The sequence below is a fragment of the Erwinia wuhanensis genome (assembly GCF_030484085.1).
GTDB lineage: Bacteria > Pseudomonadota > Gammaproteobacteria > Enterobacterales > Enterobacteriaceae > Erwinia > Erwinia aeris.
Genome location: NZ_JAUJUH010000001.1, coordinates 501,198 through 526,446, shown reverse-complemented (window position 1 = coordinate 526,446; position 25,249 = coordinate 501,198). Strand labels below are relative to the sequence as shown.

The following is a 25,249-nucleotide window of genomic DNA, read 5'->3' as shown; positions in this document are numbered from 1 at the left end:
AGGATGCTAATTGGCGTAATTGCAGATGATTTTACCGGCGCCAGCGATATCGCGGTGACGCTGGCGAAAGGCCTGGTCGGCGAGGGCGGACTTAACACCACGCAGTATTCCGGCGTACCGACGATGCCCGCCGACGCGGATGTAGAAGCGGGCGTGGTGGCGTTAAAAAGCCGCTCCGTTGCCGCCAGCGAGGCCGTGGAGCAGTCGCTGGCGGCCTGCCGCTGGCTGCTGGATCAGGGCTGCGAACAGATCGTTTTCAAATATTGCTCTACTTTCGATTCTACGGATAGCGGCAACATCGGGCCGGTAACGGACGCGCTGGCGGCGCTGCTGGAAGTCCGCAGCGTGATAATGTGCCCGGCTTTCCCGGCGCTGGGACGTACGGTTTATCAGGGGCATCTTTTTGTACAGGATAAGCTGCTGAACGAGTCCGGCATGGAGCATCATCCGCTGACGCCGATGACGGATGCGGATCTGCGGCGCGTGCTGCGGCGGCAAAGCGCCAACCCGGTTGCACATATTGCGTGGCAGACCGTAGTGCAGGGCAGCCAGGTTTTACAGCAGGCCATCAACGAGTCGCAGACGCGCACCCTACTGATTGTGGACGCGATTAGCGAGCACGATCTGACTACCCTCGGCCGCGCCTGCCAGGGCGCGAAACTCGTTACGGGCGGATCGGGGATTGCGCTGGCCTTGCCGCATAATTTCATCGCTCAGGGGCGGGCAAAAGGGAAACAGGCGCAGGCTCCCCTTATCGACGGGCCGGAAGCTATCCTGGTCGGCAGCTGTTCCGGCGCGACGCGTTTACAGATAGCCGAACATCAGAAAAACCATCCTGTAATGATGATTGAGGTCAAAGACGTGCTGAGCGGCGAAACGGGACCGGCGCAGCTGGTGGCCTTTATCACCGAGCATCAGGGCCGCGCGCCGTTGGTCTATTCCTCCGGCGATCCCGAGGCCGTAAAACGCGTGCAGGAGCAGTATGGTCGCGAGCGGGTAGCGGCCGCGCTGGACAGCCTGTTCGGCGAAACCGCGCAGCAGCTGGTGGCGGCCGGCACGCGACGGATTGTGGTCGGCGGCGGCGAGACGTCCGGGGCGGTGGTCAGTGCATTAGGGCTGGGCGCGCTGACTATCGGCGCAGAAATAGATACCGGCGTTCCGTCGATGGTGTCGCGCGGCAGGCAGCCTGTAGCGCTGGCGCTGAAGTCGGGTAATTTTGGCGGCAGAGACTTCTTTGCCCGAGCCGTCGATGCGCTGCGGGGCGATGATTAGAGACAGATTTGCTATGTAAATATTGGCAGATGATTCTGGCGCTGGCGAAGAGGCCGATGGCGATATCTGTACGGGGGCCGTAGCTGGCCTAATCAGCGGTCGCCACGCACAAAAAAGCCGCCCGCAGGCGGCCATTATATCAGCTGTGACTATTACAGCGTGCCGGTACCGCCGTCGGAGCACCAGACCTGGCCGGACGTATAGCTGGTTTCCGTTGAGGCCAGCGTCACGTAAAGCGGGGCGATCTCCGCAGGCTGTCCCGGACGGCCCAGCGGCGCGCTGCCGCCAAACTGCTTCACTTTTTCCTGCGGCTGACCGCCGCTGGACTGCAACGGCGTCCAGTATGGACCAGGCGCAACCGCATTAACGCGGATGCCTTCTTCGCCCAGCTGCTGCGCCAGCGCTTTGGTAAAGGCGGCGATAGAAGCTTTGGTCTGCGCATAGTCCAGCAGGATAGCGCTTGGGCTATAGGCCTGCACGGAAGAGGTGTTAATAATGGCGCCACCGCGTGGAATATGATCCACCGCCGCTTTGGTGATCCAGAACATGGCGTAGACGTTGGTTTTGAACGTCGCATCAAAATCTTCGGTGCTCAGCGTGCGGATAGACTCGTTATACTGCTGGCGTCCGGCATTGTTCACCAGAATATCCAGGCCGCCCAGCTGGCTTACCGCGTCGCTGACCAGCTTTTTACAAAACTCTTCGGAACGAATATCGCCCGGCAGTGCAACCGCTTTACGGCCTTCCGCCTCGATAAGCTTAATCACTTCCGCCGCGTCGGATTCTTCTTCCGGCAGGTAACCGATGGCCACGTCTGCGCCTTCACGGGCATAGGCAATAGCAACGGCACGACCGATACCGGAATCACCGCCGGTAATAAGCGCTTTACGTCCCTGCAAACGGCCAGAGCCGCGATAGGTTTTTTCACCGTGATCGGGTTGTGGGATCATTTTGCTGGCAAGGCCTGGCGCCTGCTGAGGCTGTTCCGGGAATGGCGGGGTCGGATAGTCAACGGTCAGCAAGGACTTTTTAGTTTGTTCGCTCATGATGTACTCCTTCATCGGTGTTGATTCGAAAACATAAGCCTGGCACAAACGTGATGGTTGTCACGTTCAGCTGCAAAAATAATGGTAAAGGCGCGCGATTTTCGGGTTTGATTAAGAGGGTTTACGACAGTAAGTCATCTTTTTTGGTAAGGCATGATGTTGTATGAATTAAAAACAAAATTTTATTTTTAATTGCATTGAAATCTGCGCGGATGGGTTGTCAGGCCCGTTGTCAGAAGTACGCCTGCTGTCAAATGAGAGGATTATCCTTTAATAAAATTTATCATTGTATGTTTAATTTTACTTCATCTCCTCAGCTGAATATTGGAGTAAAGTAGGTGAATTCAGGTGCGTTTATTTTTCCTTTGATTTTTACAAATATCGCAGGGAAACCGAATGCTTTATCCTGCCATTTGCCATCATTAAGATTACGGTCGCTGTTGCGCTAATGCGGCTGGTATTTTTTCTGACCAATCTACAGCGGCCGGTAAAGCTACGGAGGATTATCCTTGCAGCTACGCCTTCCGTGCTGGTGGTTACTATTTTTATTTTATTACACGCCAGGGGTCAATCTAATATTATATTTTACTGAACAATGTTAGCTGTGGCGGGTGAGTTTTTTTGTAGGATGGTAATTTTTTAATTTGATGTGCATATATATTATTTCATCGTGCTGAATATAAAATTACCGATAGCGTCGCTGGATATTCGGAATCATTGGCTATAGTTGTGCTGAGTTTTCAAAATTAAAGTATTTACATGCAGGCAAGAGCAGGGTGCAATATGTAACGCCAACGGTGAATGGCCCATCCAACGCCAGCCATCGGGCCAGCGTCAATAACCCGTGCAACGAAAACGAATAAGCCACTGGCAGCAGTCTGCCCAATAAAAACGCACAGGCCAATGAAAATACTCCGCTCAGCGTCAGTCTGTTCAATGGTAACAGGCAAGCCAGCGACGCTGCGGCCAGTGTCCCTGAAATGCTCTGACGACCTGTGGCGCAGCGTAAGCTGATGACCTGCCCAAAAATGAAATTGCCGATATAAGCGCCAAAAAGCGAGCAAAACCAGCACGACCTGTGCTTCTTTTGCTGCTAAAAACCATGCCTGTTTTTTTGACTACGGGGTACAACCGGGCCGGGTGCTTCACGCCAGTCCGGGTTTTCACCCGACATAATCGCGCCACGCTGTTGTTTAGTCGGTTTCGCCAGTGGTGAAGGCATAGTCGGTGCAGACGAGGGGTTTACCCCGTCAGGATTTAAGTTTTCGATGGCGCAGCCAGAAATAAAAAGAGTAACCAGTGTCAACGATATTAATAGCTTTCTCATTTACCATTCCCTGTTTAATTTTACGCTTTGTCATCAGTGACGATTACAGAAATATCGGCCTGAGCCAGTCCTTCGCTTATGCCTTCCGCCATTTTGCGCTCGATCGCCTGGCCGGCATTCAGTAGCAGCCTTGTAGATTCACTGGCCAGCAAAGAAGCGATTTCATCGTCGTTTAAATTGGTACATTGACGATAAATTTGCTCAAAAATAACATTGCCCTTGTTGCTTAACTGTTTTAACGATGCCAGCTCGTCAGGCTTGATATACTGGCGATTCAGGTTTTCTACCGCAGCCGGATGTAACAGGAAAGTCGCTAAAGGCATAGCCAGCCTTTTTTTTGCTGCGCAATACATCATCGTAGCCGAAGAAGCGGTCATCGAAATATTAACGGCCGTAATGGGAATGGCCGCATTTTTTATCGCCTGATAAAGCAGGTAGCCGCTGTCCATATCACCGCCATAGCTGTTGATATATAGTGTAATCTCTTTCAGCCCTGGCGAGGCGTAATGCAGCTTGTCCAGAGCGTCGATAAACTCCAGCGATTTATTTGCCGTAATATCGCCGTTGAAAATAATGCGGGCGGATTTAAATTTTACGGGCCTGATATCGGTACGCTGGGTCACAGAAAGTGCCGCGTCAGCCGGAAGCATAAAAGCAGCCAGCCATCCGGCGAGGGTAACCGCCGTAGTAAATATCTTTTTCATCATTATCCTTAACAATGCATAACATCATTTAAGCGAATTGCTTTTGCAGGCTAACCTTCCTACGGATAATAAACTGTGAGGCAGGACGGATATTAATTTTCCGCCGCATAAAGGAATGTAACAAATTATGCTCAGAGCATAAATCGGTAGCCGACGCCGGTTTCCGTGCGCAGATGGCGAGGCCGGGCCGGATCTTCTTCCAGCTTCTGCCGAAGGTGGCCCATATAGATGCGCAGATAGTGACTGTGCTCCGAGGCGTTAGGCCCCCAAACCTGTACCAGCAGCTGCCGCTGCGTCATCACCTTGCCGTGATTGTTAAGCAGTACGGCAAGTAGCCTGAATTCGGTTGGCGTCAGATGGAGTTCCTCGCCCGCACGCGTAATGCGCCTTGCTGCCAGGTCGACCTGCACATCGGAAAAGGCGAAAACCGGATCGCTTTGCGTATCGTGCGTCGTGCGTCGCAGCGCTACCCGCAGGCGCGCCTCCAGCTCGCCGATGCCGAAAGGCTTGGTAAGATAGTCATCGGCTCCCGCATCCAGCGCGGCAATTTTATCTTCCTCTTCGCTGCGGGCGGAGAGCACAATTACCGGCTTCTGACTCCACTGGCGGAACTCTTTAAGAAAGGTCAGGCCGTCGCCGTCCGGCAGCCCTAAATCCAGGATCACCAGATCCGGTTTGCGGGTAGCGGCCTCCAGCAGGCCGCGCTGTAGCGTGCCGGCATCGAAGACGCGCAGGGCGCTGCCTTCCAGCGCGATGCGCAGAAAGCGGCTTATCTCTTTTTCATCTTCAATAATCAGTACGGTTGTCACAGCGCTTCACCTGTTTCTGCTATGTCCGGCAGCGGCGCCTGCGGCAGGCTAATTCTGAAGCTCGCGCCGCCCTGCGGACGTTGATGGGCGGTAATCACGCCGTTATGCACCTCGACGATCGCCTGACAGATTGCCAGACCCAGCCCCACGCCGGGAATGGCCGATTCCCGATCGCCACGAGTGAATTTAGCAAAAAGCGCCTGCTCCTGACCAGCGGGCAAGCCGGGGCCGCTGTCCCAGACTTCGATCGTCAGCTCGCCCGGACGCGTCTGCGCCCTGATGCCGATTTGCGCCGCTGCGCCTGCATATTTCATGGCGTTTTCCAGCAGGTTGATCAGCACCCGTTCAAACAGCGGGCCGTCAACGTGAACCAGTGCCAGCGGATCGGCCATCTCCAGCGTAACGGGCTGCCTGCCGCCCGGATCCAGCGTCGCCAGCGCGCTGCCGATTACCTCTTCCAGCGTCAGCCATTCACGCTTCAGATGAAAGCCGCCGGTCTGTAGACGGGCCATATCCAGCAGATTATTCACCAGCCGCGTCAGCCGCAGCACATGCTGGCGGATTTCGCTTGCCTGGCGAGCCTGAGGCAGCCTGGCCGAGGCCAGATCCAGCGTCAGGATCTCCACCTGGCCGAAAAGCACGGTAAGCGGCGTGCGCAGATCGTGAGAAAGGGCGGCCAGCAGCGAATGGCGCAGCTGCTCACGCTCGCCGATTACGCGCGCCTGCTCTTCGCTGGCCGTCAGCTGTAAACGCTCCAGCGCGCTGGCGGTCAGTAGCAGCACCGTTTCCAGCAGCTGCTGCTGTTCAGGCAGCGCGGGCGGCGTTTGCTGCGCGATTACCATCACGCCAAGACTTTTCTCTGCGGCGCGCAGCGGCAGGATCTGATAAGGCACGCCGGGCAGCGTATCGGTTCCGGCGCCCGCCGGTTCACCCTGCACGAAACTCCAGCGGGCAATGCCTTCGTCCCAGCTCATTACGTTTGGTGCGGGCAGCTGCCGCACCAGCCTGTCGTTTTCGTCAGGCAGCAGCAGCGCGCTGTCGGCATGAAAAATAGTATAAACGGCGTGCTGGCTTGCCGCCGCTACTTCCTGCGCGCTGCGGGCCTTCGCCAGCGTGCTGGAAAGGGCGTAAAGCTGGCCGGTGCGTCTTTCACGATAGCGAGCAATGCGCGCCTGATAGCGCACGCCCGCCGTCAGGTTGCCAACCAGCAGCCCGACACTGAGCATCACGCCAAAGGTTAACAGATATTGCGCGTCAGAAACCGCCAGCGTACCGCGCGGCGCGACAAAAAAGAGATCGAAGCTGACAACGTTGATTATTGTGGCGAACACCGAGGGCCAGCGTCCGGCCTGGAGCGCCACTACCACTACCCCCAGCAGATAGAGCATCACCAGGTTGGCGGGATCGAAAGCCAGCAGCCAGTGGCTGGCGATAAAAGTGATCAGCGCGCACAGCGCCGTGGCGAGCATACAGCCGCGTATGCCCTGACGCCAGCGTCGAGCCTGTCTTTGCGGCGGCGCGGCGGCGGCTGGCCTGTCGCCGGGCGCAACGATCACCAGGTCGAGTTCTGGCGCGCGGGCGGCAAGGCGATCGGCCAGCGAAGACGAGCGGAACAGATGACGACCCCTGCCGCGTCCCAGCACCACTTTGCCCAGATCGTGATCGCGAGCGTAGCGCGCAATCGCCTTATCCGCAGAGGCGTCGGCCAATACGGCGCTTTCCGCACCGAGCTGACGCGCCAGACGCAGTGAAGCCAGCGCGGTGCGGCGCTGCTGCTGCGTCAGCCGCAGCCAGCCAGGCGTTTCCACGCAGACCGCGTGCCATTCGCTGCCCAGCCTGGCCGCCAGCCGCGCGGCGGTGCGCACCAGCTTTTCGCTGCCTTCGTCGTAGCCCACGCAAAGCAGCACCGCATCCCGCGTGTGCCACACTTTGTCCCGCCCGCGCCCGTCCCGCCAGGCCTGCATCTGGTTATCTACCCGATCGGCGGTGCGCCGCAGCGCCAGCTCGCGTAAAGCAATCAGGTTGCCCTTGCGGAAAAAGTGCTCGGCCGCCCGGTCAGCGCGGTCGCCGGTATACACCTTGCCCTGTTTAAGGCGCAGCAGCAGATCGTCCGGCGGCAAATCCACCAGGATTATCTCATCGGCGGCGTCGAAAAACGGGTCGGGCAGCGTCTCGCGCACCTGAATGCCGGTAACGCCGTTGACCACGTCGTTCAGGCTTTCCAGATGCTGCACGTTGACGGTGGTCAGCACGTCGATCCCGGCCGCCAGCAGCTCTTTCACATCCTGCCAGCGTTTGGGATGACGGGAGCCGGGCGCGTTACTGTGCGCCAGCTCGTCAATCAAAATCACGGCGGGATGACGCGCAAGCGCGGCGTCCAGATCGAACTCTTCAACCTGACGGCCCCGATGCTGGCGCTGCTGCGGCGGCAGGCGCGGCAGGCCCTGCAGCAGCGCCGCCGTCTCCTGCCTGCCGTGCGTTTCCACCACGCCTATCAGCACGTCCAGCTGGCGCGCATGCAGCCGCCGCGCCTCCTGAAGCATCGCCCAGGTTTTGCCTACCCCCGCGCAGGCGCCGAAGAAAATTTTCAGTTTCCCGCGCGGCCGCTCGCGGGTCTGTTGCAGTAAGCGATCGGGATCGGGGCGAAGCATATCGGCCATGCCGGTTCCTTATTTTGTGCGGAGCGCATCCAGAGCAAGATTCAGTTCGGGCACGTTAACATACGGCTGGCCGCTGAAACTGAACAGCGGATAGCGGGTGTGCGCGGCGATAAGGCGGCTAATCGTTTCGGGCGACAGCTGGCGCGCTTTCGCCACGCGCGGCGTCTGCCAGCGCGCCGCCTCCGGTGAGATGCCGTTATCCAGTCCGCTGGCGGAGGCGGTCAGCAGATCGACCGGCACCCGACCGCTGGCGTCCGGGTTTTCTGCGCGGGCGGCCGCCAGCCGATCGGCAAACAGCTTATCCAGCGCGGGATTGCCGGGCGCGAGGTTGCTGCCGCCGCTCGCCAGCGGATTATAAGGGGTTTCCGCCGTCGCCGACGGTCGTCCCTGAAAATATTTTGCCTGGCTGAACGCCTGGCCCAGCAGCCGTGAGCCGCGAACCTCGCCGTCAAGCAACAGCAGCGAGCCGCCCGCCTGCTGCGGAAAGAGCCACTGGCCCAGCAGGGTGGTGACCATCGGGTAAACGCCGCCGGTCAGCAGCAGTAAAAAAGCCATCATAAAAAGCGCGGGACGCAGTTGCGACACGGTAAACCTCCTACAGCTGAAGAAGCAGATCGATAAGTTTGATGCCGATAAACGGCAGAGCCAGCCCGCCCAGGCCATACAGCCCCAGGTTGCGGCGCAGCAGCGCGGCGGCGCTGAGCGGCTTATAGCTGACGCCGCGCAGGGCCAGGGGGATCAGGAAGATAATGATCAGCGCGTTAAAGATCACCGCGCTTAAAATGGCCGACGAAGGCGAATGCAGATGCATCACGTTCAGCGCGCCGAACTGCGGGTAGCTGGCCGCAAACGCCGCCGGGATAATGGCAAAGTATTTCGCCACGTCGTTGGCGAGGCTGAAGGTAGTCAGCGAGCCGCGCGTCATCAGCATCTGTTTGCCGATATGTACGACCTCAATCAGCTTGGTCGGGCTGGAATCCAGATCCACCATGTTGCCCGCCTCTTTCGCCGCCTGGGTGCCGGAGTTCATCGCCACCGCCACGTCGGCCTGCGCCAGCGCGGGCGCGTCGTTGGTGCCGTCGCCGGTCATCGCCACCAGTCTGCCCTCGGCCTGATACTGGCGGATCAGCGCCAGCTTCGCTTCCGGCGTCGCTTCGGCAAGAAAGTCGTCCACGCCCGCCTCGGCGGCGATAGCGGCGGCGGTCAGCGGGTTATCGCCGGTGATCATCACGGTGCGGATGCCCATTTTGCGTAACTCGCCGAAGCGCTCTTTGATGCCGCCTTTAACGATATCCCGCAGCGCGATCACGCCCAGCACCTCAAGGTTTTCCGCCACCACCAGCGGCGTGCCGCCCTGGCGCGCGACTTCGTTGACCTTTTCATCCATCTCCGCCGGGAACTGACCGCCGCTGGCGACCACGTGGCGACGGATTGCGTCGGCCGAGCCTTTGCGAATGCTGCGCTCCGGCAGGTTAATACCGCTCATTCGCGTCTGGGCGGTAAAGGGGATAAACGTCGCCTGTAGCTGCTGCAAATCGCGTTCACGCAGGTTAAAGCGCTGCTTGGCGAGCACCACGATGCTGCGGCCTTCCGGCGTTTCATCGGCCAGCGAAGCCAGCTGCGCCGCATCCGCCAGCCGCTGCTCCGCAATGCCGCTGGCGGGCAGAAAGTCGGAAGCCTGACGGTTGCCGAGCGTAATGGTGCCGGTTTTGTCCAGCAGCAGGATATCGACGTCGCCCGCTGCCTCTACGGCGCGGCCGCTGGTGGCGATCACGTTGGCCGCCAGCATTCGGCTCATCCCGGCAACGCCAATGGCGGAGAGCAGGCCGCCGATGGTGGTGGGGATCAGGCAGACCAGCAGCGCAATCAGCACGGTCACGCTGACCGGCGTGCCGCTCCAGGCCGAGAAGGGCCAAAGGGTAGCGGTCGCCAGCAGAAAGACCAGCGTCAGCGCAATCAGCAGAATGGTCAGCGCGACCTCGTTAGGCGTTTTGCGGCGGCTGGCGCCTTCGACCATGGCGATCATGCTGTCGAGAAAGGTTTCGCCGGGATTGGCGGTACAGCGGATCACCAGCCAGTCGGAAAGCAGACGGGTGCCGCCGGTGACCGAAGCGAAATCGCCGCCCGACTCACGGATAACCGGCGCCGACTCGCCGGTAATGGCGCTTTCATCCACCGACGCGCCGCCCTCGATAACTTCGCCATCGCAGGGGATGATATCGCCTGCGATGGCCAGCACGATGTCGCCTTTGCGCAGTTCGCTGGCGGCGATTTTTTCCGTTGGCGCATCGTGGCGGGCCTCTTTCAGCCGCAGAGCAAAAGCGGTTTTCTGCACGCTTTTCAGGCTGCTGGCCTGCGCCTTGCTGCGGCCTTCCGCCAGCGCCTCGGCAAAACAGGCGAACAGCACGGTAAACCAGAGCCACAGGCTGACGGCGGCGGTAAATCTGGCGTCGCCCGCCAGGCCGCAGGCCATCGCTATCGCCAGCAGCGTGGTCAGCACGCTGCCGATCCAGACCACAAACATCACCGGATTGCGCCACTGAGCCTGCGGCGACAGCTTTTTCACCGCGTCAACCAGCGCCTGGCGCAGCAGTGAAGGCTCAAACAGAGCCAATTGTTTACGGTTCATCGGGTACGCTCCATGTGCATCAGGTGGTCCGCTATCGGGCCGGAAGCCAGAGCGGGGATAAAGGTAAGCGCGCCGGTCAGCAGCACGGTGCCGATCAGCAGGCCGACAAACAGCGGGCCGTGCGTGGGCAGGGTGCCGCTGCTGACCGGCTGGATTTTTTTAGCTACCAGCGATCCGGCAATGGCCATGACCGGCACAATCACCAGAAAGCGGCCCGCCAACATGCAGAAGGCCAGCAGCAGGTTCCAGAACGGCGTATTGGCTGACAGACCGGCAAAGGCGCTGCCGTTGTTGTTGGCGGCGGACGAAAGGGCGTAAAGCACTTCGCTGAAGCCGTGCGCGCCGGGGTTCAGCATCGCCGCGCGTCCGGCGTCGCTCATCATCGCCAGCGCGCTGCCGAGCAGTACCAGCGCGGGCGTTACCAGGATCGCCAGCGCCGTCATTTTCATTTCGCGCACGTCGATCTTTTTGCCCAGGTATTCCGGCGTGCGGCCAATCATCAGCCCGGCGATAAACACCGCCAGCAGCACGAACAGCAGCATGCCGTAAAGCCCCGAACCCACGCCGCCGAAGATTACTTCGCCAATCTGCATCAGCCACATCGGGATCATGCCGCCCAGCGCGGTGAAAGAGTCGTGCATGGCGTTGACCGCGCCGCATGAGGCCGCCGTGGTGACCACCGCATACAGGCCGCTTGCCAACACGCCGAAACGGCTCTCTTTACCTTCCAGGTTGGTTCCGTCAACGCCCAGCGCCCGCAGCGTCGGGTTGCCCTGTAGCTCCGCCCAGAACATCGCGCTGGCGCAGAGCACAAAAATCAGCGTCATCGCCGCCAGGATCACCCGTCCCTGACGGGCGTCGCCGACCGCTTCGCCAAAGGCGAAACAGAGCGCCGCCGGGATCAGGAAAATAGCCAGCATCTGCGCAAAATTGCTGATATCGGTAGGGTTTTCAAACGGATGTGCCGAGTTGGCGTTAAAGAAACCGCCGCCGTTGGTGCCCAGCAGCTTGATCGCTTCCTGCGAGGCGACCGGTCCCATCGGCAGCAGCTGCTTCGCGCCTTCAAGGCTGGTGAAAGGCAGATAGGCGGAGAAGCTTTGCACCACGCCCTGTTGGATCAGCAGCAGCGCAAACAGCAGCGAAAGCGGCAGCAGCAGCCAGAGGACAATACGGCCGAGATCCTGCCAGGCGTTGCCCAACGTGGCCGAGGAGCGACGTGCAAACGCACGGATTAGAGCGAAAGCGACGGCCAGGCCGCTGGCGGCCGAGAGAAAGTTTTGCACCGTCAGCCCGGCCATCTGGCTGAAATAGCTCAGCGACGATTCGCCGGCATAGGCCTGCCAGTCGGTATTGGTGACAAAAGAGACGGCGGTGTTTAACGCCAAATCCCAGCTCAGGCCGGGAAAATGCTGCGGATTTAAAGGCAGCGAGCCTTGTAACAGCAGGATCGCCAGCAGCAGGGCAAAGCCCATCGCATTAAACAGCAATATAGCCAGCAGATAGGTTTGCCAGCGCATTTCACCGCGCAGACCGGCCAGGCGCCAGAGGGCGGTTTCAACACCGCCGACAAAAGGTAAGGGACGGGGATCGATCAGGCGGGCTATCAGCCGACCCAGCGGCCAGGCCAGCAGCAGCAGCGCCGCCAGATAGCTCGCTATTAACAATGCGGAAGCCGCCATCAGAAGGCCTCCGCGTTAATCAGGGCATAAATCAGATAGCCCAGCAACAAAGCTACCAGCAGCACGCCGGTTATTACTGCAACACTCACGGTTCACCTCATTAAGAGAGTCATTTCGCCATGAGTGTAAAAAGTGGGCCGCAAAGATTTTGCAAAAATGCGGCGGGAAAATATAAAAAAAGTATAAAAATGCGCGAGGCCGCAGCGGGCCTCGCGCACAGGATCAGGAACGCACCAGTTCCTGGAGCACCGTCAGCTGCGCCACCGCTTTATGCATGGCGTCCAGACCGTCGGCAGCGTTTTTCAGCCGGTCGATATTCTCGACCATCCCGCTGCGCTCGGCGCTGTTTTGCTCGCTGAGGCTGGCGATCTGCCCACGTGCCGCGTGGCTTTTTTGCGCCATATCTTCCGTGGTGGCAACGGTTTTAGAAGCCGTCTTTTTAATCCGCGCGATGGTCGCTACCGTCTCGTTGATGCTTTCACGCGTGGCGTCGGCCTGTTCTTTAGAAGAGCGGGCCAGGCGGCGTACCTCTTCTGCTACCACGGCAAAGCCGCGACCGGCCGATCCGGCGCGGGCGGCTTCCACCGCGGCATTCAGCGCCAGCAGGTTGGTCTGGTCGGCAATGGTGCTGATGCCGCTGGTGATTTGCGTAATGCCCTGCGAAATTCTTTCCAGCTCGCCGATTTCAAGGCCCAGCTCATCCTGCGCCTGCAGCGTGACGGTTGCCGCCTCGCCGATCTCGCCGATATTCACGCCAGCCACATCCAGCGCTGCGCTCTGGCGGCTGGTGGCTTTTTCCAGCAGCGGGAAAGTTTGTACTACCGGCCCGATCTGCTGCTGATAGTCGATCACTTTATCAATAACGTCCGTTTGCAGCGTGTGCAGCGCTTCCCAACGACGCAGCGAGCGCTGGGCATAGTGGCCAGCGTAGTCGGCATATTCAATCGGGAAGCGGCTCATGGCTTTGACGTCGCGATCGAAAAAGGCGAGGGCGGACAGCGTCTGGTTGATCGGCACGCCGAATATTTCGCCAAAGCTGGAGAAGCCAGCGGCCGGCACGCCGTCGAACAGCTCCGCCGCAGGCAGGCTTTCCGGGTTGTTAAGGCGGCGCAGCAGGCAGTCGTTCAGCAGCAGCCCGGCCGGTTTGCCATGCGTGGCGACGAATCTGTCCCAGTCCTTACGCGTGGCGGAAACGAAATCGCCCGCCTCCAGCAGATAAAGACGGTCGCCAAACTCCAGATCGCAGAAGAACGTCAGGCTTTCCGCGTCGATTTTGGCTACGGAGCGAATAAAGTACTCATCCGCCACCTTCACGCCGAACGTTTTGCCCTTCAGCTTTTGCTCCAGCTGCTCAGGCTTACAGTGCAGCGCGTCGGCCAGCACTTTTACCGCAGGCTGCTGGCGACCCGTTGCGTCAAACAGCGAACTTATGGTGCGCGCGACGGGATCGGCTTCCGCCACCAGCCAGCTTTTCTGCGTGGGCTGGAAGTTCTGGCTTTTAAACGGCGCAAAGGATTTCCCTTTCGCCATGCGGCAGAACACGATCACCGCTTTGTTTTGCAGCAGCTGGCCGCTGGTGGCCATCCAGGTGTTCTGAAAATCGGTGCGGCCGCCCGCCGAGCCGCCGATAGCCAGGCAGGGGAAGCGTCCGCTGTCATACCAGGCCTGCATCATAAAGCCTTCTGCAGAGGAGAGGCCGTCGCAGTAGATCATCGCGAAGGTTTCTTCGGCAGAGAGCGACATATTGACCTGAAGGCGATCAAGCTGGGCGCGAATGCTGTCGATACGATCGGCAACGGTAGCGCCGCGTGGCACCTGCAGATCGATAGTGTGCACCTCATGACGGGCGACCGTCTGCTCGGGCAGCCACAGCCAGCTGCCCTGAGGGCCGTTGGTGGCACAGTAGGCGGAGCGGCCTTTCTGCGCGCACAGCGCGCCGGTAGAGGAGATAGCGAAGACGGTACGGCCCGGCGCGCTCATCTTTTGCCACGCGTCGTTCACGCGGGCGAAATCAGCTTCCGGCGGGACAAAAACCATCAGCAGGCCTTTGCCGCCGCCGGTACCCAGGCTGCCGAAAGCGGTCGGCAGGGCGCGACAGTCATAAGTGTTGCTGACCGGACGACCGGCCAGCGGATTAAGTTTTTTTGGAATCAGTGCGTTCCAGAATGCAGATAATTTTGCCATGGTGTTCTCATAAAAGTAGAGCGCCTGCGTGGGCGCATTAATGCTTATTGTTATAGTGAAACCCCGGCGGGATGCCGGGGGTAAGAAAATTACGCGTCGGACAGGCGGAAGGTAGAAACGGAGTGGTTAAGGAAGTGCACCTGCTCTTCCAGCGAGGCGGAAGCCGCTGCCGACTCCTGCACCAGCGCGGAGTTCTGCTGGGTCACGCTGTCCATCTCGGTTACCGCCTGTTCAATCTGGCTGATGCCGCGGCTCTGCTCGTCAGACGCGGTCGAGATATGATCCATCAGTACATCGACCTGGCTGACCGAGGCGATAATCGCGCCGATAGCGTCGCCGGTACGGCTGACCTGATCGGAACCGGCTTTGATATTGGCGACCGATTCGGCAATCAGGCTTTCAATCTCTTTTGCCGCTACCGCGCTGCGCTGCGCCAGGTTGCGAACTTCGCCCGCCACGACCGCGAAGCCGCGTCCCTGTTCACCCGCGCGCGCCGCTTCCACCGCGGCGTTCAGCGCCAGGATATTGGTCTGGAAAGCGATGCTGTTAATCACGCCGGTAATGTCTTCAATCTTCTTCGAGCTGCTGTTGATTTTGCCCATGGTGACGATGACTTCCTGCGAGACTTTTTCGCCGGTTTTCGCGTTCTTCACCGCTTCGCTGGTCAGACGGCTGGCTTCAAAGACGTTTTCGGTATTCTGTTTCACCGTGGCGCCCAGCTCTTCCATGCTGGCGGCAGTCTGCGTCAGCGCGGCGGCCTGCTGTTCGGTACGCGAAGCCAGGTCGACGTTACCGGCGGCAATTTCCTGCGAGGCGTGCGACACGGTTTGCGTGGAGTTACGCACCTGGCTGATGATATCGGTCAGCGAGCGGCGCATCTGCTCCATGGTGCCCATCAGATCCTGTATTTCGCTGCGGGAAGAGGCCATCACCGGCACCGGCGTATCCAGAATACCCTGAGCAATCTGGCTGCAATGCGCTTTGGCGCTGTCCAGCGGGCTAAGCACGTAGCGCTTCAGGAACATCAACACGCCTGCGATAACAACCAGGAACAGCACGCCGAAGGCGACAATCAGGCCGATACCAAAGGTGAAGTGATCCTGCGCGTCGCTGTTCAGGCGTTTCGCGTACTGCTCGTGCAGCGCAAGCACTTTGTCCAGCACCACTTCGTACTGGTGATCCAGACTGATGACGGTCGGCAGCTGCGCCTTAAAGCGCGCCTGGTCATTGGTTTTAGCCGCGTCCAGCAGCGGGTCGATACCCTGACGGCGGTAAGTTTCATAGGTGGTGCGATACTCATCGGCCAGGCTGGCTTCGCCATCCAGCTTCGGCGCGGCCAGATAGGCCTGGAAAGCCTTGTCCGCTTTGCCCAGCACTTCATTCAGCCCGCTAATCGTCTGCTCAGACTGCAGGCTGCCGCTGTTTTCCATCGTTTTCATATATTCCATCAGGCGCACGCGCAGGGTACGGCTGTGGTTAATAGGATCGATAATAGACAGCACTACACGGATCTCTCTATTCACCGCATCCAGCGACGTATTGCTGCGGGTCAGCAGCCAGACGTTAGCGATCATGCTGGTGAAAAAAATAATAAACAGGAACAGCAGAACCAAAAGCGACGATCTTTTCAGGGACATCTGATTAGCCTTAAAGGAAATAGGATGCTTTCTGTATCGGCAAATTGCGGTAAAGATTTAGTTTTATGGCCGGTGGGGTAGAGGAATATGTCGGCTATTATGCAAATCAAGGATTTATCTATGCGTGACGCTGTAACGCGAGGCTTTCGTATTCGTAGAGGGGCATCCATAGCCTTCAAAAAGCAGGGTTATTACAGGACAACATTAAAAATTAGTGCTAATGCTGTTCGTTACGTTGTCACCTTTCAGGTTTGGATGCAATGCTATATTCACAGCCATCTGTTACGTTGTCACAAAAAAGGAACAGGCATCCAGGCGCTACGCAACACCAACGGTTTACCCTTTCTTCTCTTCCACTCTTTCAGGGCCACGGTTAGTTTGATCGCAATCACAATAACCCGTTTTCACGGCCGGTAAAGCCGATCGCCGTCACTCTTCTTTGTTAAAAAAATGATGATTTTTTATTACATATTATTATCAATATTCGGGTGGTACAGCCATAAAACAATAGCTTAACGCGACAGGCGGAAACGCCCGTCTTACTTTTTATACCCGCCCGGACCTGAACGATAACTTTTGCTGATGGCCGTCGTGCCGCAGCCTGCGATATGCATCCGAAAGAGGGGAAGTAATGTGCTGACCATACTGGGTTTTTCGATGGTGACCTGTTTCATGTACCTGATTATGACCAAAAGGATGTCGGCGCTGATCGCGCTGATTATCGTGCCGACGGTCTTTGCGCTGGCGGCGGGTTATTATCATGGGCTTGGCGAAATGATGTTGAATGGCGTAAAAGCGCTGGCGCCGACGGGCGTAATGCTGACCTTTTCCATTCTCTATTTTGGCCTGATGATCGACGCCGGGCTGTTTGACCCGCTGGTACGCTTTATCCTGAAAATCGTGCGCGGCGACCCGCTTAAGGTGCTGGTAGGCACGGCGGTACTGACGCTGCTGGTTTCACTGGACGGCGACAGCTCCACCACCTATATGATTGCCGTGGCGGCGTTTTTGCCGCTCTACCGCAAGCTGGGCATGAACGTGCTGGCAATGACCTGTCTGGTCAACCTTGCCAGCGGTATTATGAATCTGTCGCCGTGGGGCGGCCCAACGGCGCGCGCGGCGGCGGCCTTACATATCGATGCGCTGGACATCTTTATTCCTATGCTGCCCGCCATGTTTCTGGGTTGCGTCACGCTCGTTGGTATGGCGGTGCTGTTCGGCATCCGCGAGCGCAGAAGGCTGGGCGTGATGAAGCTCGATAACGATCATCTGGATAATATCGAGCTGGGTCTGGGCGACGCGCAGGAGTGCGCAGCGAACCGGCGGCCAAAAATGTTCTGGCCTAACTTTATTCTGACCACCGTGCTGCTGGTGCTGCTGGTGACCGGGCTGATGCCTATCCAGATCCTGTTTATGCTGGCTTTTGCCATTGCGGTAATGCTGAATTACCCTTCGCTGGAACAGCAAAAAGCGCGTATCAATACCCATGCAGGCAACGTGCTGGCGGTCACCTCGCTGATTTTCGCCGCCGGGGTGTTTACCGGCATTCTGTCCGGCACCGGCATGGTCGATGCAATGGCGAAAAGCCTGCTGGCGGTGATCCCGCATAGCTTTGGGCCTTATCTGGCGATCTTTACCGCGCTGGTCAGCCTGCCATTCACTTTCTTTATGTCTAACGATGCGTTCTATTTCGGCATCCTGCCGGTGATTGCCCAGACGGCCCTGAACTATGGTATCAGCGCAGAAGAAATCGCCAGGGCGTCAATCATCGGCCAGCCTTTCCATCTGCTCAGCCCGTTGGTGCCTTCGGTGTATCTGCTGGTTGGACTGGCGAAAGTAGATATCGGCGACCATCAGCGCTTTGCCATTAAGTGGGGGATCCTGGTCAGTATGGCGCTGCTGGTAGGCGGCCTGCTGTTTGGCGCCTTCCCGTTCTACAGCCGCTAACCCTCCGGGCACGTCGGCGATTTATTGTGATCGGCATCACAATAAGTCGCCCGCGCCAGGCGGCCCAATGGCGATACAACGTTTCAGGATTAATACTTTTGGTCGGCTTTTCCTTCAAGCCGGTTTAAAAAGTGAGGTCTTATGAAACGTGATGTATTGAGCGAAGAATATTATGACGAAGTCTGTCGGGTGATTGGCGACGCGGCCATTGTGCTGGCTGAAAGCGGACATAATACCAGCCGGGATATCCTGGCAAACCTGCTGGTCAGAACGCGCCATGAACGAACGGATGCGGATCGGGACGAGCAGAAGGTGCTGGAACACGCGATTCGTCTGATAAAACCTGATTAATTCAGGTTTTTTTACACTTTGTACCTGAAAAGTAGCGGCTTTCTGCCAGGCTTAAGTTATGCAGAACCAAGATCGGACTTTTTAAACGAAAGGAGTGTTTATGAAAAAAGTGCTTACGCTGGCCGCGCTGCTTGCCCTTAGCCTGAACGTGATGGCCGAGGACAAAGGGGGATTTAAAGCGGGAGAAACGCCGCCACCGCCGCACAAGCAGGATGCAGGCTACAAAGGCTCGGAAGATACCAACGAGAGCCAGGTGAAGTCGGTCCGTACGCTGAAGGAAGGTTCCTGGGTGACGATGGAAGGGAATATCATCAAAAAGGTTTCTGGCAATATTTATACCTTCCAGGATAAATCAGGCAATATTAATCTGGTTATTCCCGAATCTGCCTGGGGCGGAGAGAAGTACGATGCCAAAGATCTGGTACGGGTGAGCGGTTTTGTAAAACATAAAAATAAGCAAACGGAAATCGCAGTAAAACAGATTGGCGATCCGTAACACTCTAAGGGCGAACGCTAAGGTTCGCCCAATGCCGTTCAGCGTTGGCTTTGCAGCAGTTCAGTAAGGTGTTGCAGAGCAAACAGGGCGGCTTTTCTTACTACCTCTTCGCAATCCCCTGAAAAATGCTGCTTCAGCGCGCGTACCTCGCCATTTGGCAGGCCCCAGCCAAACCACACCGTACCCGCAGGCGTGCCATCTTCGCCGCCGTCCGGCCCGGCATAGCCGGTAACCGCAATGCTGGCTTTTTCGCCCGATACTTCTTTCGCGCCGGCTGCCATTTCGCGCGCGGTCGCCTCGCTTACCGCCGTGTGTTCCTGGAGCGTTTTTTCACTGACGTGCAGAATGCGTTGTTTGGCGCTGTCGGTATAGGTTACAAACCCGCTGGTGAAATAGCTGCTGCTGTCGCTTGCCGCGCCCAGTGCAGAGCTGACCAGACCTGACGTGCAGGATTCGGCGGCAGCCACTTTGACCCCGGCCTGTAGTAAAACTTTGCCGAGTCTTTCGGCGGTATTAAGTAATTCCTTATCCATTGTGAGACTCCAGTTGCTGGTGGCCCCGCCGCGATGACGGGGCAGAGTTGTCAGCTTTGTGGCACGAGTTCGGTTTTAATCCAGCCTGGCTGGCGCTTGTCGAAGACTTTATAAGCGTCAAGTACGTCGCTAAGCGGCTCTACTTTCGTTAATACCTTGACCGGCTCGATGGCGCCGGTGCGTACCAGTTCCAGCAAGCCCGGAATAATAGTGTGATGGTTGCAGTTGCCCATCTTAAGGGTCAGATTCTTATTCATCGCCTTGCCGATAGGGAAAGTTTCCGCTTCCGGCGGATAAACGCCGATAATGCTTAAACGACCGGCCTTTTTCAGCGTGGCGATAGCCCATTCCAGCGCCTGAGTGGGCGCGTCGCCCGGCACCCAGTTGCCTGCCTGCGGATGCGTTTCCGGTGCCACCTGATCCACTTCCGCCGCAAATTTTTCTGCTTTTTGCTGCGCCTCTTCCGCTGCCGGGCCGTGGTGCGCATGTTGGCTGTCTACGCCGACTGCATCAATAGCGCAGTCCGCGCCGACGCCGCCCGTCAGGCGATTAAGGGTTTCTACCGGATCTTCTTCTTCAAAATTTACCGTGAATGCACCCTGACGACGCGCCATAGCCAGGCGATCGACATGGCCGTCCACCGCAATCACGCGGGCGGCGCCCTTGAGGAAAGCGCTGGCGATAGCGAACTGGCCGACCGGCCCGCAGCCGAAGACCGCCACAACGTCGCCTTTTTTGATTTCGCCCGCTTCCGCGCCAAACCAGGCGGTGGGGAAAATATCGCTAACCATCAGCGCCTGCTCGTCGCTGACGTTATCGGGAATTTTTACCAGCGTATTGGCGGCATAGGGAATGCGCGCTTTTTCCGCCTGAAGCCCGTTTACCGGGCCGGTTGCGGCCGGGCCGCCGAAAAAGCAGGTGCCGGCGGCAGGCCCGTTGGGGTTGGCGTTGTCGCACTGGGCGGTATTGCCTTCCCGACAGGGCGGACAGGTGCCGCAGGAAACGGTCGAGCAAACCACCACGCGGTCGCCGACAGCGAAATTGCGAACATCGTCGCCGAGCGCTTCAATCACGCCGACGCCTTCGTGTCCCAGAATGGTGCCGGGCTGCATTTTACTGAAGGTGCCGCGAACAAAATGCAGATCGGTGCCGCAGATAGCGGAAGCCGTCAGGCGGATCACCGCATCGGTTGGTTTTTCTATCGCTGGCTCCGGGACGTCATCAAGACGAATGTCGCCGACAGCATGCCAGACTAGTGCTTTCATAGGCTCTCCCTTTTTTATCTACCGGGCCTGAGCGTCAGGCGTCCGCTGAAAAGTATAGATAAATTTTTACGGGAAGAAGGCGGCCACAGGCGTTTAACGTTCGGCGATAAGCGATGGCCGTAATGCAGCGCTATGCGGCGCGTCCGAAATTTCCGCTGGCAGCTCGTTCTCAAAAGCCCTGTCAAAGGGCGGCGGCAAACAGAAATCGGTACCACGCTGTTGATGAAATTCCGCCAGCCATTGGCTGTAAATGGTCAGTAAGCCGTCATGGTTCTCGCTGCCGCCAAGGCGGCGGATAAACAGCCAGCGTGGTGGATCGGCGCGGTCACGCACGTAGAGTTCAGGCTGGATGCTGCCGCCGCAGGCGGTGATACACACTTCGGAAAACTGGATCTTCGGCCATTGTCCCAAACGGGTCAGAAAATGTTGTTTTTCCATGCTCCACCGTACTATGCACAGTTAAGGGGCTGATTGTGCGGCAGTCGTGCTGCGCGCTGAACCAGAATCGCTATTCCCTGAAGCCGTCCGGCCGTGGCCGAAGAAAAAAATGGTGTCCGCTCTTTACTGGCGCGGAGCCACTGGCGGTTCAACCGATTTTGTAAAAATTCGTTAATTAAGTCCAGCTCTTTGTGTGGTTATTGGCATTATCAGGAATGCGCCTGGTCAGTATCCAGGCAGAAGCATCAGCAAAGCTGTTACGCAGAAGAAAGTAAAAAAAGAACGAAGCGGCAGTGGCTTATAACGAAGCGGCAGAAATTGATGAACGATTAATATTTATTTATTTGCTCAGTGGGTAAGCTAATAATTCCTGAGGCGGGATAAGTATTTTTTAAATATAAAATTAAAATTGATTAAGATTTTTCCTGATTATTGTTATTAATCAATGAGATAACTAGCCATAATTTTTACTTATTTTTATGCCGCCGTTTCCTTGCAATTATAAGCGTGGCTGCTAGATTTAACTACGTAGCACCTTCACTGATTTTTAATTCCCCCCGGGATTAAATAATTGAGAAAAAACCATTGAGTATTATTTAACACGAAGAGGACATTTGTATGACTCAGCATCGTGGTAATTCAAATTCGGGTAATTTCGCAGAAGATCGTGAAAAGGCGTCAGAAGCAGGCAAAAAAGGCGGACAGAGCAGTAGCGGCAGCGGCAGCTTTAAAAACGACCGTGAAAAAGCCTCTGAAGCCGGTAAAAAAGGTGGCGAGAAGAGCCGCCGCAGCTAAAAAGTAATGCGCCTGCCGCGCGCAGGCTCGCCGCCATCGGCCCTCCGGGCGGTGGCGGTTGTGCTTCCCCTCTGTTTCACTCCCTCTGATACTTCCGTCTCCTGATAACTCAGCCCTGAATATTCCTCTATACTGGTTTAAGAAGAAGAATAACCGCTATCGGCAGTAAAGCTTGCAATAAGCGCTATCTGCAAATGCCCGCTCAGAAAAGGAGAGCCCGTGTTAAAAATGATCGCCAGCGTATTTACCAGCCCGGAAAGGTTGCTTAACGCCATGTCCCGCAATGATATGCAGGAAGCTAAAGATGACGGCGAACGTATTTTGATCGATGAAGACGGTGCGGCGTCGGTGAATTTACAAAGCAAAGAGGTTCATGAGGATTTCGCCCGCCACGTTGCCATGCTCAAACACACGCGCAAAACGCCGCCGGACGAGGAAGAACGCAAGAAAAAGCAAAGACATGTGCTGCTTCCGGAAGAGATATCCTGACCGCTAAAGCGCCTGGATGCAGGGACGAACTGAAAGAAACCCCACGATGCCGTGGGGTTTTTTATGCTTACTCTTTCGGTAGCGCGTACGCGACCAGCGCATCGCCGGAAGTGGTACCCAGTCCGCCGTGACCGCCTGCCGCAATCACCACATACTGACGACCGTCCTTACCGGTATAGGTCATTGGCGTCGCCTGGCCGCCCGCTGGCAGTTTGGCTTTCCACAGCTCGTGGCCCGTGGCTTCGTCAAAAGCGCGCAGGTAGTTATCCGCCGTAGCGCCCATAAATATCAGCCCGCTGCGGGTAATGATGTTACCGCCCATCATAAAAATGCCGGTCGGCAACGGCGCGTTGGTATGGGTGCCGAAAATATTCATATTACGTGTGGTGCCCGCCGGTCTTTCCCAGGCGATTTTACGGGTGTTAAGATCGATGGCGATCAGCTTGCCCCACGGCGGCGCGCTACAAGGTGCGCCCAGCGCCGTCAGCCAGGGTTTCACCACGGCCGCCCAGCCGGTGCCATACTGCGGCCCTACGGCGAACTCTTTCGGTTTCGGATAGGATTGCCCGCTGGCCCAGCCTGCCCACGGCTTCATCAGGCCCTGTTTGATCGCCTCGTCATGCTTCATCAGCTCCATGGTGAAAGGGATGTAGCTGGTGTTGGCAATCAGTAAATGCCGCTGCGGATCCACCGAAGCGCCGTACCAGTCCATCACGCCGTCAAACGCAGGATAGGCGATAGAGGTGCCTTCCGCAGGCGGCGTATATTGGCCCTGATAGCGATAGCGGTGGAACTGAATGCGGCAGATCAGCTGATCGATCGGCGTCGCGCCCCACATATCGGTTTCTTTCAGATTTGGCGGTGCAAGGCTCGGCATGCCGACCGGATCCGGCTGCGTAGGCGACAGATGCTCGCCCGGCAGCGAGGGCGAGGTCGGCACCGGTTTCTCATCCACCTGCGCCAGCGGTTTGCCGTTGCGGCGATCCAGCAGGAACAGCTTGCCCATTTTGGTGGTCTGCACCAGCGCAGGCACGGTTTCGCCATTTTTGCCCGGCAGGTCAACCAGCGTTGGGCCAACCGGCACGTCGAAATCCCAGACGTCATGATGCACGGTCTGGAAATGCCAGCGCTCTTCACCCGTATGAATATCCAGTGCCACCAGCGCGCTGGAATACTTCTCGTCAAAAGGTCGCCGTTTGCCGCCGTAATAATCCGGCGTCGCGTTGCCCAGCGGAATATAAATCAGGCCCAGCTTTTCGTCCGCCGTATAGGTTCCCCAGCCGTTAGGCGTGCCGTGCGTATACTCTTCGCCAGGCTTCAGCGGCGCGTTCTGCGGCGTTCTGCCCAGGTCCCAGGCCCAGGAGAGCTGGCCGGTTTTTACGTCATAAGCGCGTACCACGCCGGAAGGTTCGCCGGTGGTCTGGTTATCGTATATCCAGCCGCCCAGCACGATGCGGCCTTCCATCACCATCGGCTGCGAGGTAATAAAATGGAAGCCCGGCGGCACCTGGCCCATATGGTCGGTCAGGCTGACATAGCCCTTGTTGCCAAACGAGGCGCAAGGTTCGCCGGTTTGCGCATTCAGCGCCACCATGCGGGCATCGCTGGTGGTGGTGATGATTTTTTCCGGGCAGGTGCTGTCATCCACCGCCTTGCTGTAAGCCACGCCGCGGCAGGCCAGATATTCATTGGCCGAGGTGTCTACTTTGGGATCAAACTTCCAGCGCTGTTTGCCGCTGGTGGCGTCAAGCGCAATCACCTGGCGATGCGGCGTACAGATAAAGAGCGTGTTGCCAACCTTAATCGGCGTCACTTCAAAGCTGAACTCGCGTCCCGCTTTATCTTCCCCTTTACGCAGGGTATCGCCGGTATGGAACTGCCAGGCGGGCTGCAGCTGGCTGACATTGGCGGGCGTAATCTGCGTCAGTGGCGAAAAGCGCTGGCCATCGCGCGTACGGCCATAATGCTGCCAGTCATTATCGTTATCGGTTGCGATCGCGGCCTGAGCTGCCGGCACGGGCTGATGATGCACAAAGCGCGTTGCCGTTACGTGCCAGCCTGACCAGAAGACCAGCACGATAGCGGCCAGATAGACCACGCCAACCAGCGTGCCCGCGCGGCGCTGCGTGTGCATCACCGGTCGGACGATCCACGGCAGGCTGCACCAGACGCCCAGTACGGCCAGCGCGAAAAGGCGCGGCATCAGCTTCCAGCCGTCCAGACCGACTTCATACAGCGACCAGGCTACGCAAATCAGAAAGGAGAGCAGGTAAAGCCAAAGACCGGCCGGACGGCGTTTAACGATAAAAATGCCGCTAAGGAAGAAACCGGCGCCGAAAATCAGGTACCAGGGCGTGCCGCCCAGCGTTGCCAGCCAGCCGCCGAGCACCAGGAAAGCCAGGCCGAACAGGCTAACGACGATCCCAGTGATGGCAGGTAGGGTGAACCAAAATTTTTTCTGCATAAGGTCTTGATAAGTGAGTAACAGGTAAGGCAAGCATAGAGGATGCAAAGTTTTGCAAAGATAGCGGGTGGAGAGAGCGGCGTGCTTGTCTTTAATAGTTCTATTTTTCAATTGATTAGCATGTAAAGATTATTGTCTCAAAATCTTACCGTTGGCTATTGGCAGCCAGGGAGGCTGCTTTTTGATCTGCGTTTCCCTCAAGAGGTGGTTGTTTATTGCGCGGTTGATAGCCATCCAGACGGCAATACCGGCAAATTGCATTAATAGCTGGTAACATTACGCTCCAGTTAATACTGTTAATAACCGGCTCGTTTGTTGAATAAAACCGCTGGAAAACGCCCTGACGGTAAAGTAGCTGTAACAATGATGATGAAACGGGCAGGCCGCCACGTTATGCCTTTTGGCTATATATCATGGTATTTGGGTCTTTGCTGACCCGCGACCGGCCTGACGCTATCCCGTATCATAAGCATCACCAATAACATATTAAAAATAGTCAGTTTATTGACCAGCCTGCGGGCTGC

General features: G+C 57.4%; 20 protein-coding genes and 1 pseudogene. 6 read left to right on the top strand and 15 right to left on the bottom strand.

What is annotated here, in order from left to right:
* Window positions 1–3 precede the first annotated feature (3 nt).
* Window positions 4–1,272, top strand: a complete 1,269-nt coding sequence (otnK, locus tag QZH36_RS02385; RefSeq protein WP_301729567.1) for a 3-oxo-tetronate kinase — start codon at window positions 4–6, stop codon at window positions 1,270–1,272.
* A gap of 152 nt (window positions 1,273–1,424) precedes the next feature.
* On the opposite strand, the gene QZH36_RS02380 is transcribed toward otnK, so the two are convergent.
* From QZH36_RS02380 to QZH36_RS02330, 11 genes are all read right to left on the bottom strand, one after another.
* Window positions 1,425–2,318, bottom strand: a complete 894-nt coding sequence (locus tag QZH36_RS02380; RefSeq protein ID WP_253454237.1) for an SDR family oxidoreductase — start codon at window positions 2,316–2,318, stop codon at window positions 1,425–1,427.
* 1,093 nt (window positions 2,319–3,411) lie between these two features.
* Entirely contained in the window at window positions 3,412–3,645 is a 234-nt protein-coding gene (locus tag QZH36_RS02375) for a hypothetical protein (protein ID WP_253454235.1), read from the bottom strand.
* 20 nt (window positions 3,646–3,665) lie between these two features.
* A complete protein-coding gene (locus QZH36_RS02370) occupies window positions 3,666–4,349 on the bottom strand; it encodes an ATP-dependent Clp protease proteolytic subunit (RefSeq protein WP_301729566.1) in 684 nt (227 codons plus the stop codon).
* Window positions 4,350–4,480: 131 nt separating this feature from the next.
* On the bottom strand, window positions 4,481–5,158 hold the full coding sequence (gene kdpE / locus QZH36_RS02365) for a two-component system response regulator KdpE (RefSeq protein ID WP_253454232.1): 678 nt from the start codon (window positions 5,156–5,158) through the stop codon (window positions 4,481–4,483).
* Window positions 5,155–7,818: a two-component system sensor histidine kinase KdpD gene (gene kdpD / locus QZH36_RS02360; protein WP_301729565.1), complete on the bottom strand. Its 2,664-nt coding sequence runs from the start codon at window positions 7,816–7,818 to the stop codon at window positions 5,155–5,157. The genes kdpE and kdpD overlap by 4 nt, the downstream gene beginning before the upstream one ends.
* 9 nt (window positions 7,819–7,827) lie before the next feature.
* Window positions 7,828–8,403, bottom strand: coding sequence for a potassium-transporting ATPase subunit KdpC (gene kdpC / locus QZH36_RS02355; RefSeq protein ID WP_301250849.1), 576 nt, complete (start codon window positions 8,401–8,403; stop codon window positions 7,828–7,830).
* A 10-nt stretch (window positions 8,404–8,413) separates the two neighbouring features.
* Window positions 8,414–10,447 carry a potassium-transporting ATPase subunit KdpB gene (kdpB, locus tag QZH36_RS02350; protein ID WP_301729564.1) on the bottom strand — a complete coding sequence of 678 codons (2,034 nt, stop codon included), beginning with the start codon at window positions 10,445–10,447 and terminating at the stop codon, window positions 8,414–8,416.
* Window positions 10,444–12,126 carry a potassium-transporting ATPase subunit KdpA gene (gene kdpA / locus QZH36_RS02345; protein ID WP_301729563.1) on the bottom strand — a complete coding sequence of 561 codons (1,683 nt, stop codon included), beginning with the start codon at window positions 12,124–12,126 and terminating at the stop codon, window positions 10,444–10,446. The genes kdpB and kdpA overlap by 4 nt, the downstream gene beginning before the upstream one ends.
* The gene (gene kdpF, locus QZH36_RS02340; protein WP_125287524.1) at window positions 12,126–12,215 is read right to left on the bottom strand and encodes a K(+)-transporting ATPase subunit F; all 90 of its coding nucleotides are present in this window, start codon (window positions 12,213–12,215) and stop codon (window positions 12,126–12,128) included. Before kdpF ends, kdpA begins: the two co-directional genes overlap by 1 nt.
* Before the next feature lie 133 nt (window positions 12,216–12,348).
* The gene (locus QZH36_RS02335; protein ID WP_445235112.1) at window positions 12,349–14,310 is read right to left on the bottom strand and encodes a methyl-accepting chemotaxis protein; all 1,962 of its coding nucleotides are present in this window, start codon (window positions 14,308–14,310) and stop codon (window positions 12,349–12,351) included.
* Between the two features lie 89 nt (window positions 14,311–14,399).
* Window positions 14,400–15,947, bottom strand: coding sequence for a methyl-accepting chemotaxis protein (locus QZH36_RS02330; RefSeq protein WP_301729562.1), 1,548 nt, complete (start codon window positions 15,945–15,947; stop codon window positions 14,400–14,402).
* A 633-nt stretch (window positions 15,948–16,580) separates the two neighbouring features.
* Between QZH36_RS02330 and QZH36_RS02325 the strand changes: the two genes are divergently transcribed.
* The 3 genes from QZH36_RS02325 to QZH36_RS02315 all read left to right on the top strand — a co-directional run bounded on the left by QZH36_RS02325 (window position 16,581) and on the right by QZH36_RS02315 (window position 18,741).
* Window positions 16,581–17,894 carry a CitMHS family transporter gene (locus tag QZH36_RS02325; protein WP_253454220.1) on the top strand — a complete coding sequence of 438 codons (1,314 nt, stop codon included), beginning with the start codon at window positions 16,581–16,583 and terminating at the stop codon, window positions 17,892–17,894.
* Between the two features lie 141 nt (window positions 17,895–18,035).
* Window positions 18,036–18,245, top strand: coding sequence for a DUF2767 family protein (locus QZH36_RS02320; RefSeq protein ID WP_125287527.1), 210 nt, complete (start codon window positions 18,036–18,038; stop codon window positions 18,243–18,245).
* Between the two features lie 100 nt (window positions 18,246–18,345).
* A complete protein-coding gene (locus tag QZH36_RS02315) occupies window positions 18,346–18,741 on the top strand; it encodes a YgiW/YdeI family stress tolerance OB fold protein (protein ID WP_253454219.1) in 396 nt (131 codons plus the stop codon).
* Window positions 18,742–18,779: 38 nt separating this feature from the next.
* Here QZH36_RS02315 and QZH36_RS02310 read toward each other — a convergent pair whose 3' ends face one another.
* The 3 genes from QZH36_RS02310 to QZH36_RS02300 all read right to left on the bottom strand — a co-directional run bounded on the left by QZH36_RS02310 (window position 18,780) and on the right by QZH36_RS02300 (window position 20,977).
* Window positions 18,780–19,274, bottom strand: a complete 495-nt coding sequence (locus QZH36_RS02310) for a CinA family protein (RefSeq protein WP_301729561.1) — start codon at window positions 19,272–19,274, stop codon at window positions 18,780–18,782.
* Window positions 19,275–19,324: 50 nt separating this feature from the next.
* Complete coding sequence (locus QZH36_RS02305; RefSeq protein ID WP_301729560.1) at window positions 19,325–20,539, bottom strand: zinc-dependent alcohol dehydrogenase; 1,215 nt, start codon at window positions 20,537–20,539, stop codon at window positions 19,325–19,327.
* A gap of 93 nt (window positions 20,540–20,632) precedes the next feature.
* Window positions 20,633–20,977 (bottom strand): hypothetical protein, encoded by a 345-nt coding sequence (locus tag QZH36_RS02300; RefSeq protein ID WP_253454213.1) that lies wholly within the window; start codon window positions 20,975–20,977, stop codon window positions 20,633–20,635.
* Window positions 20,978–21,595: 618 nt separating this feature from the next.
* Here QZH36_RS02300 and QZH36_RS02295 point away from each other — a divergent pair.
* Window positions 21,596–21,772, top strand: a complete 177-nt coding sequence (locus tag QZH36_RS02295; RefSeq protein ID WP_125287532.1) for a con-10 family general stress protein — start codon at window positions 21,596–21,598, stop codon at window positions 21,770–21,772.
* Between the two features lie 219 nt (window positions 21,773–21,991).
* Window positions 21,992–22,180: pseudogene (locus QZH36_RS02290) on the top strand (hypothetical protein); the annotation flags it as partial.
* Window positions 22,181–22,328: 148 nt separating this feature from the next.
* On the opposite strand, the gene QZH36_RS02285 reads toward QZH36_RS02290, so the two are convergent.
* Window positions 22,329–24,725, bottom strand: a complete 2,397-nt coding sequence (locus tag QZH36_RS02285; RefSeq protein ID WP_301729559.1) for a membrane-bound PQQ-dependent dehydrogenase, glucose/quinate/shikimate family — start codon at window positions 24,723–24,725, stop codon at window positions 22,329–22,331.
* Window positions 24,726–25,249 lie beyond the last annotated feature (524 nt).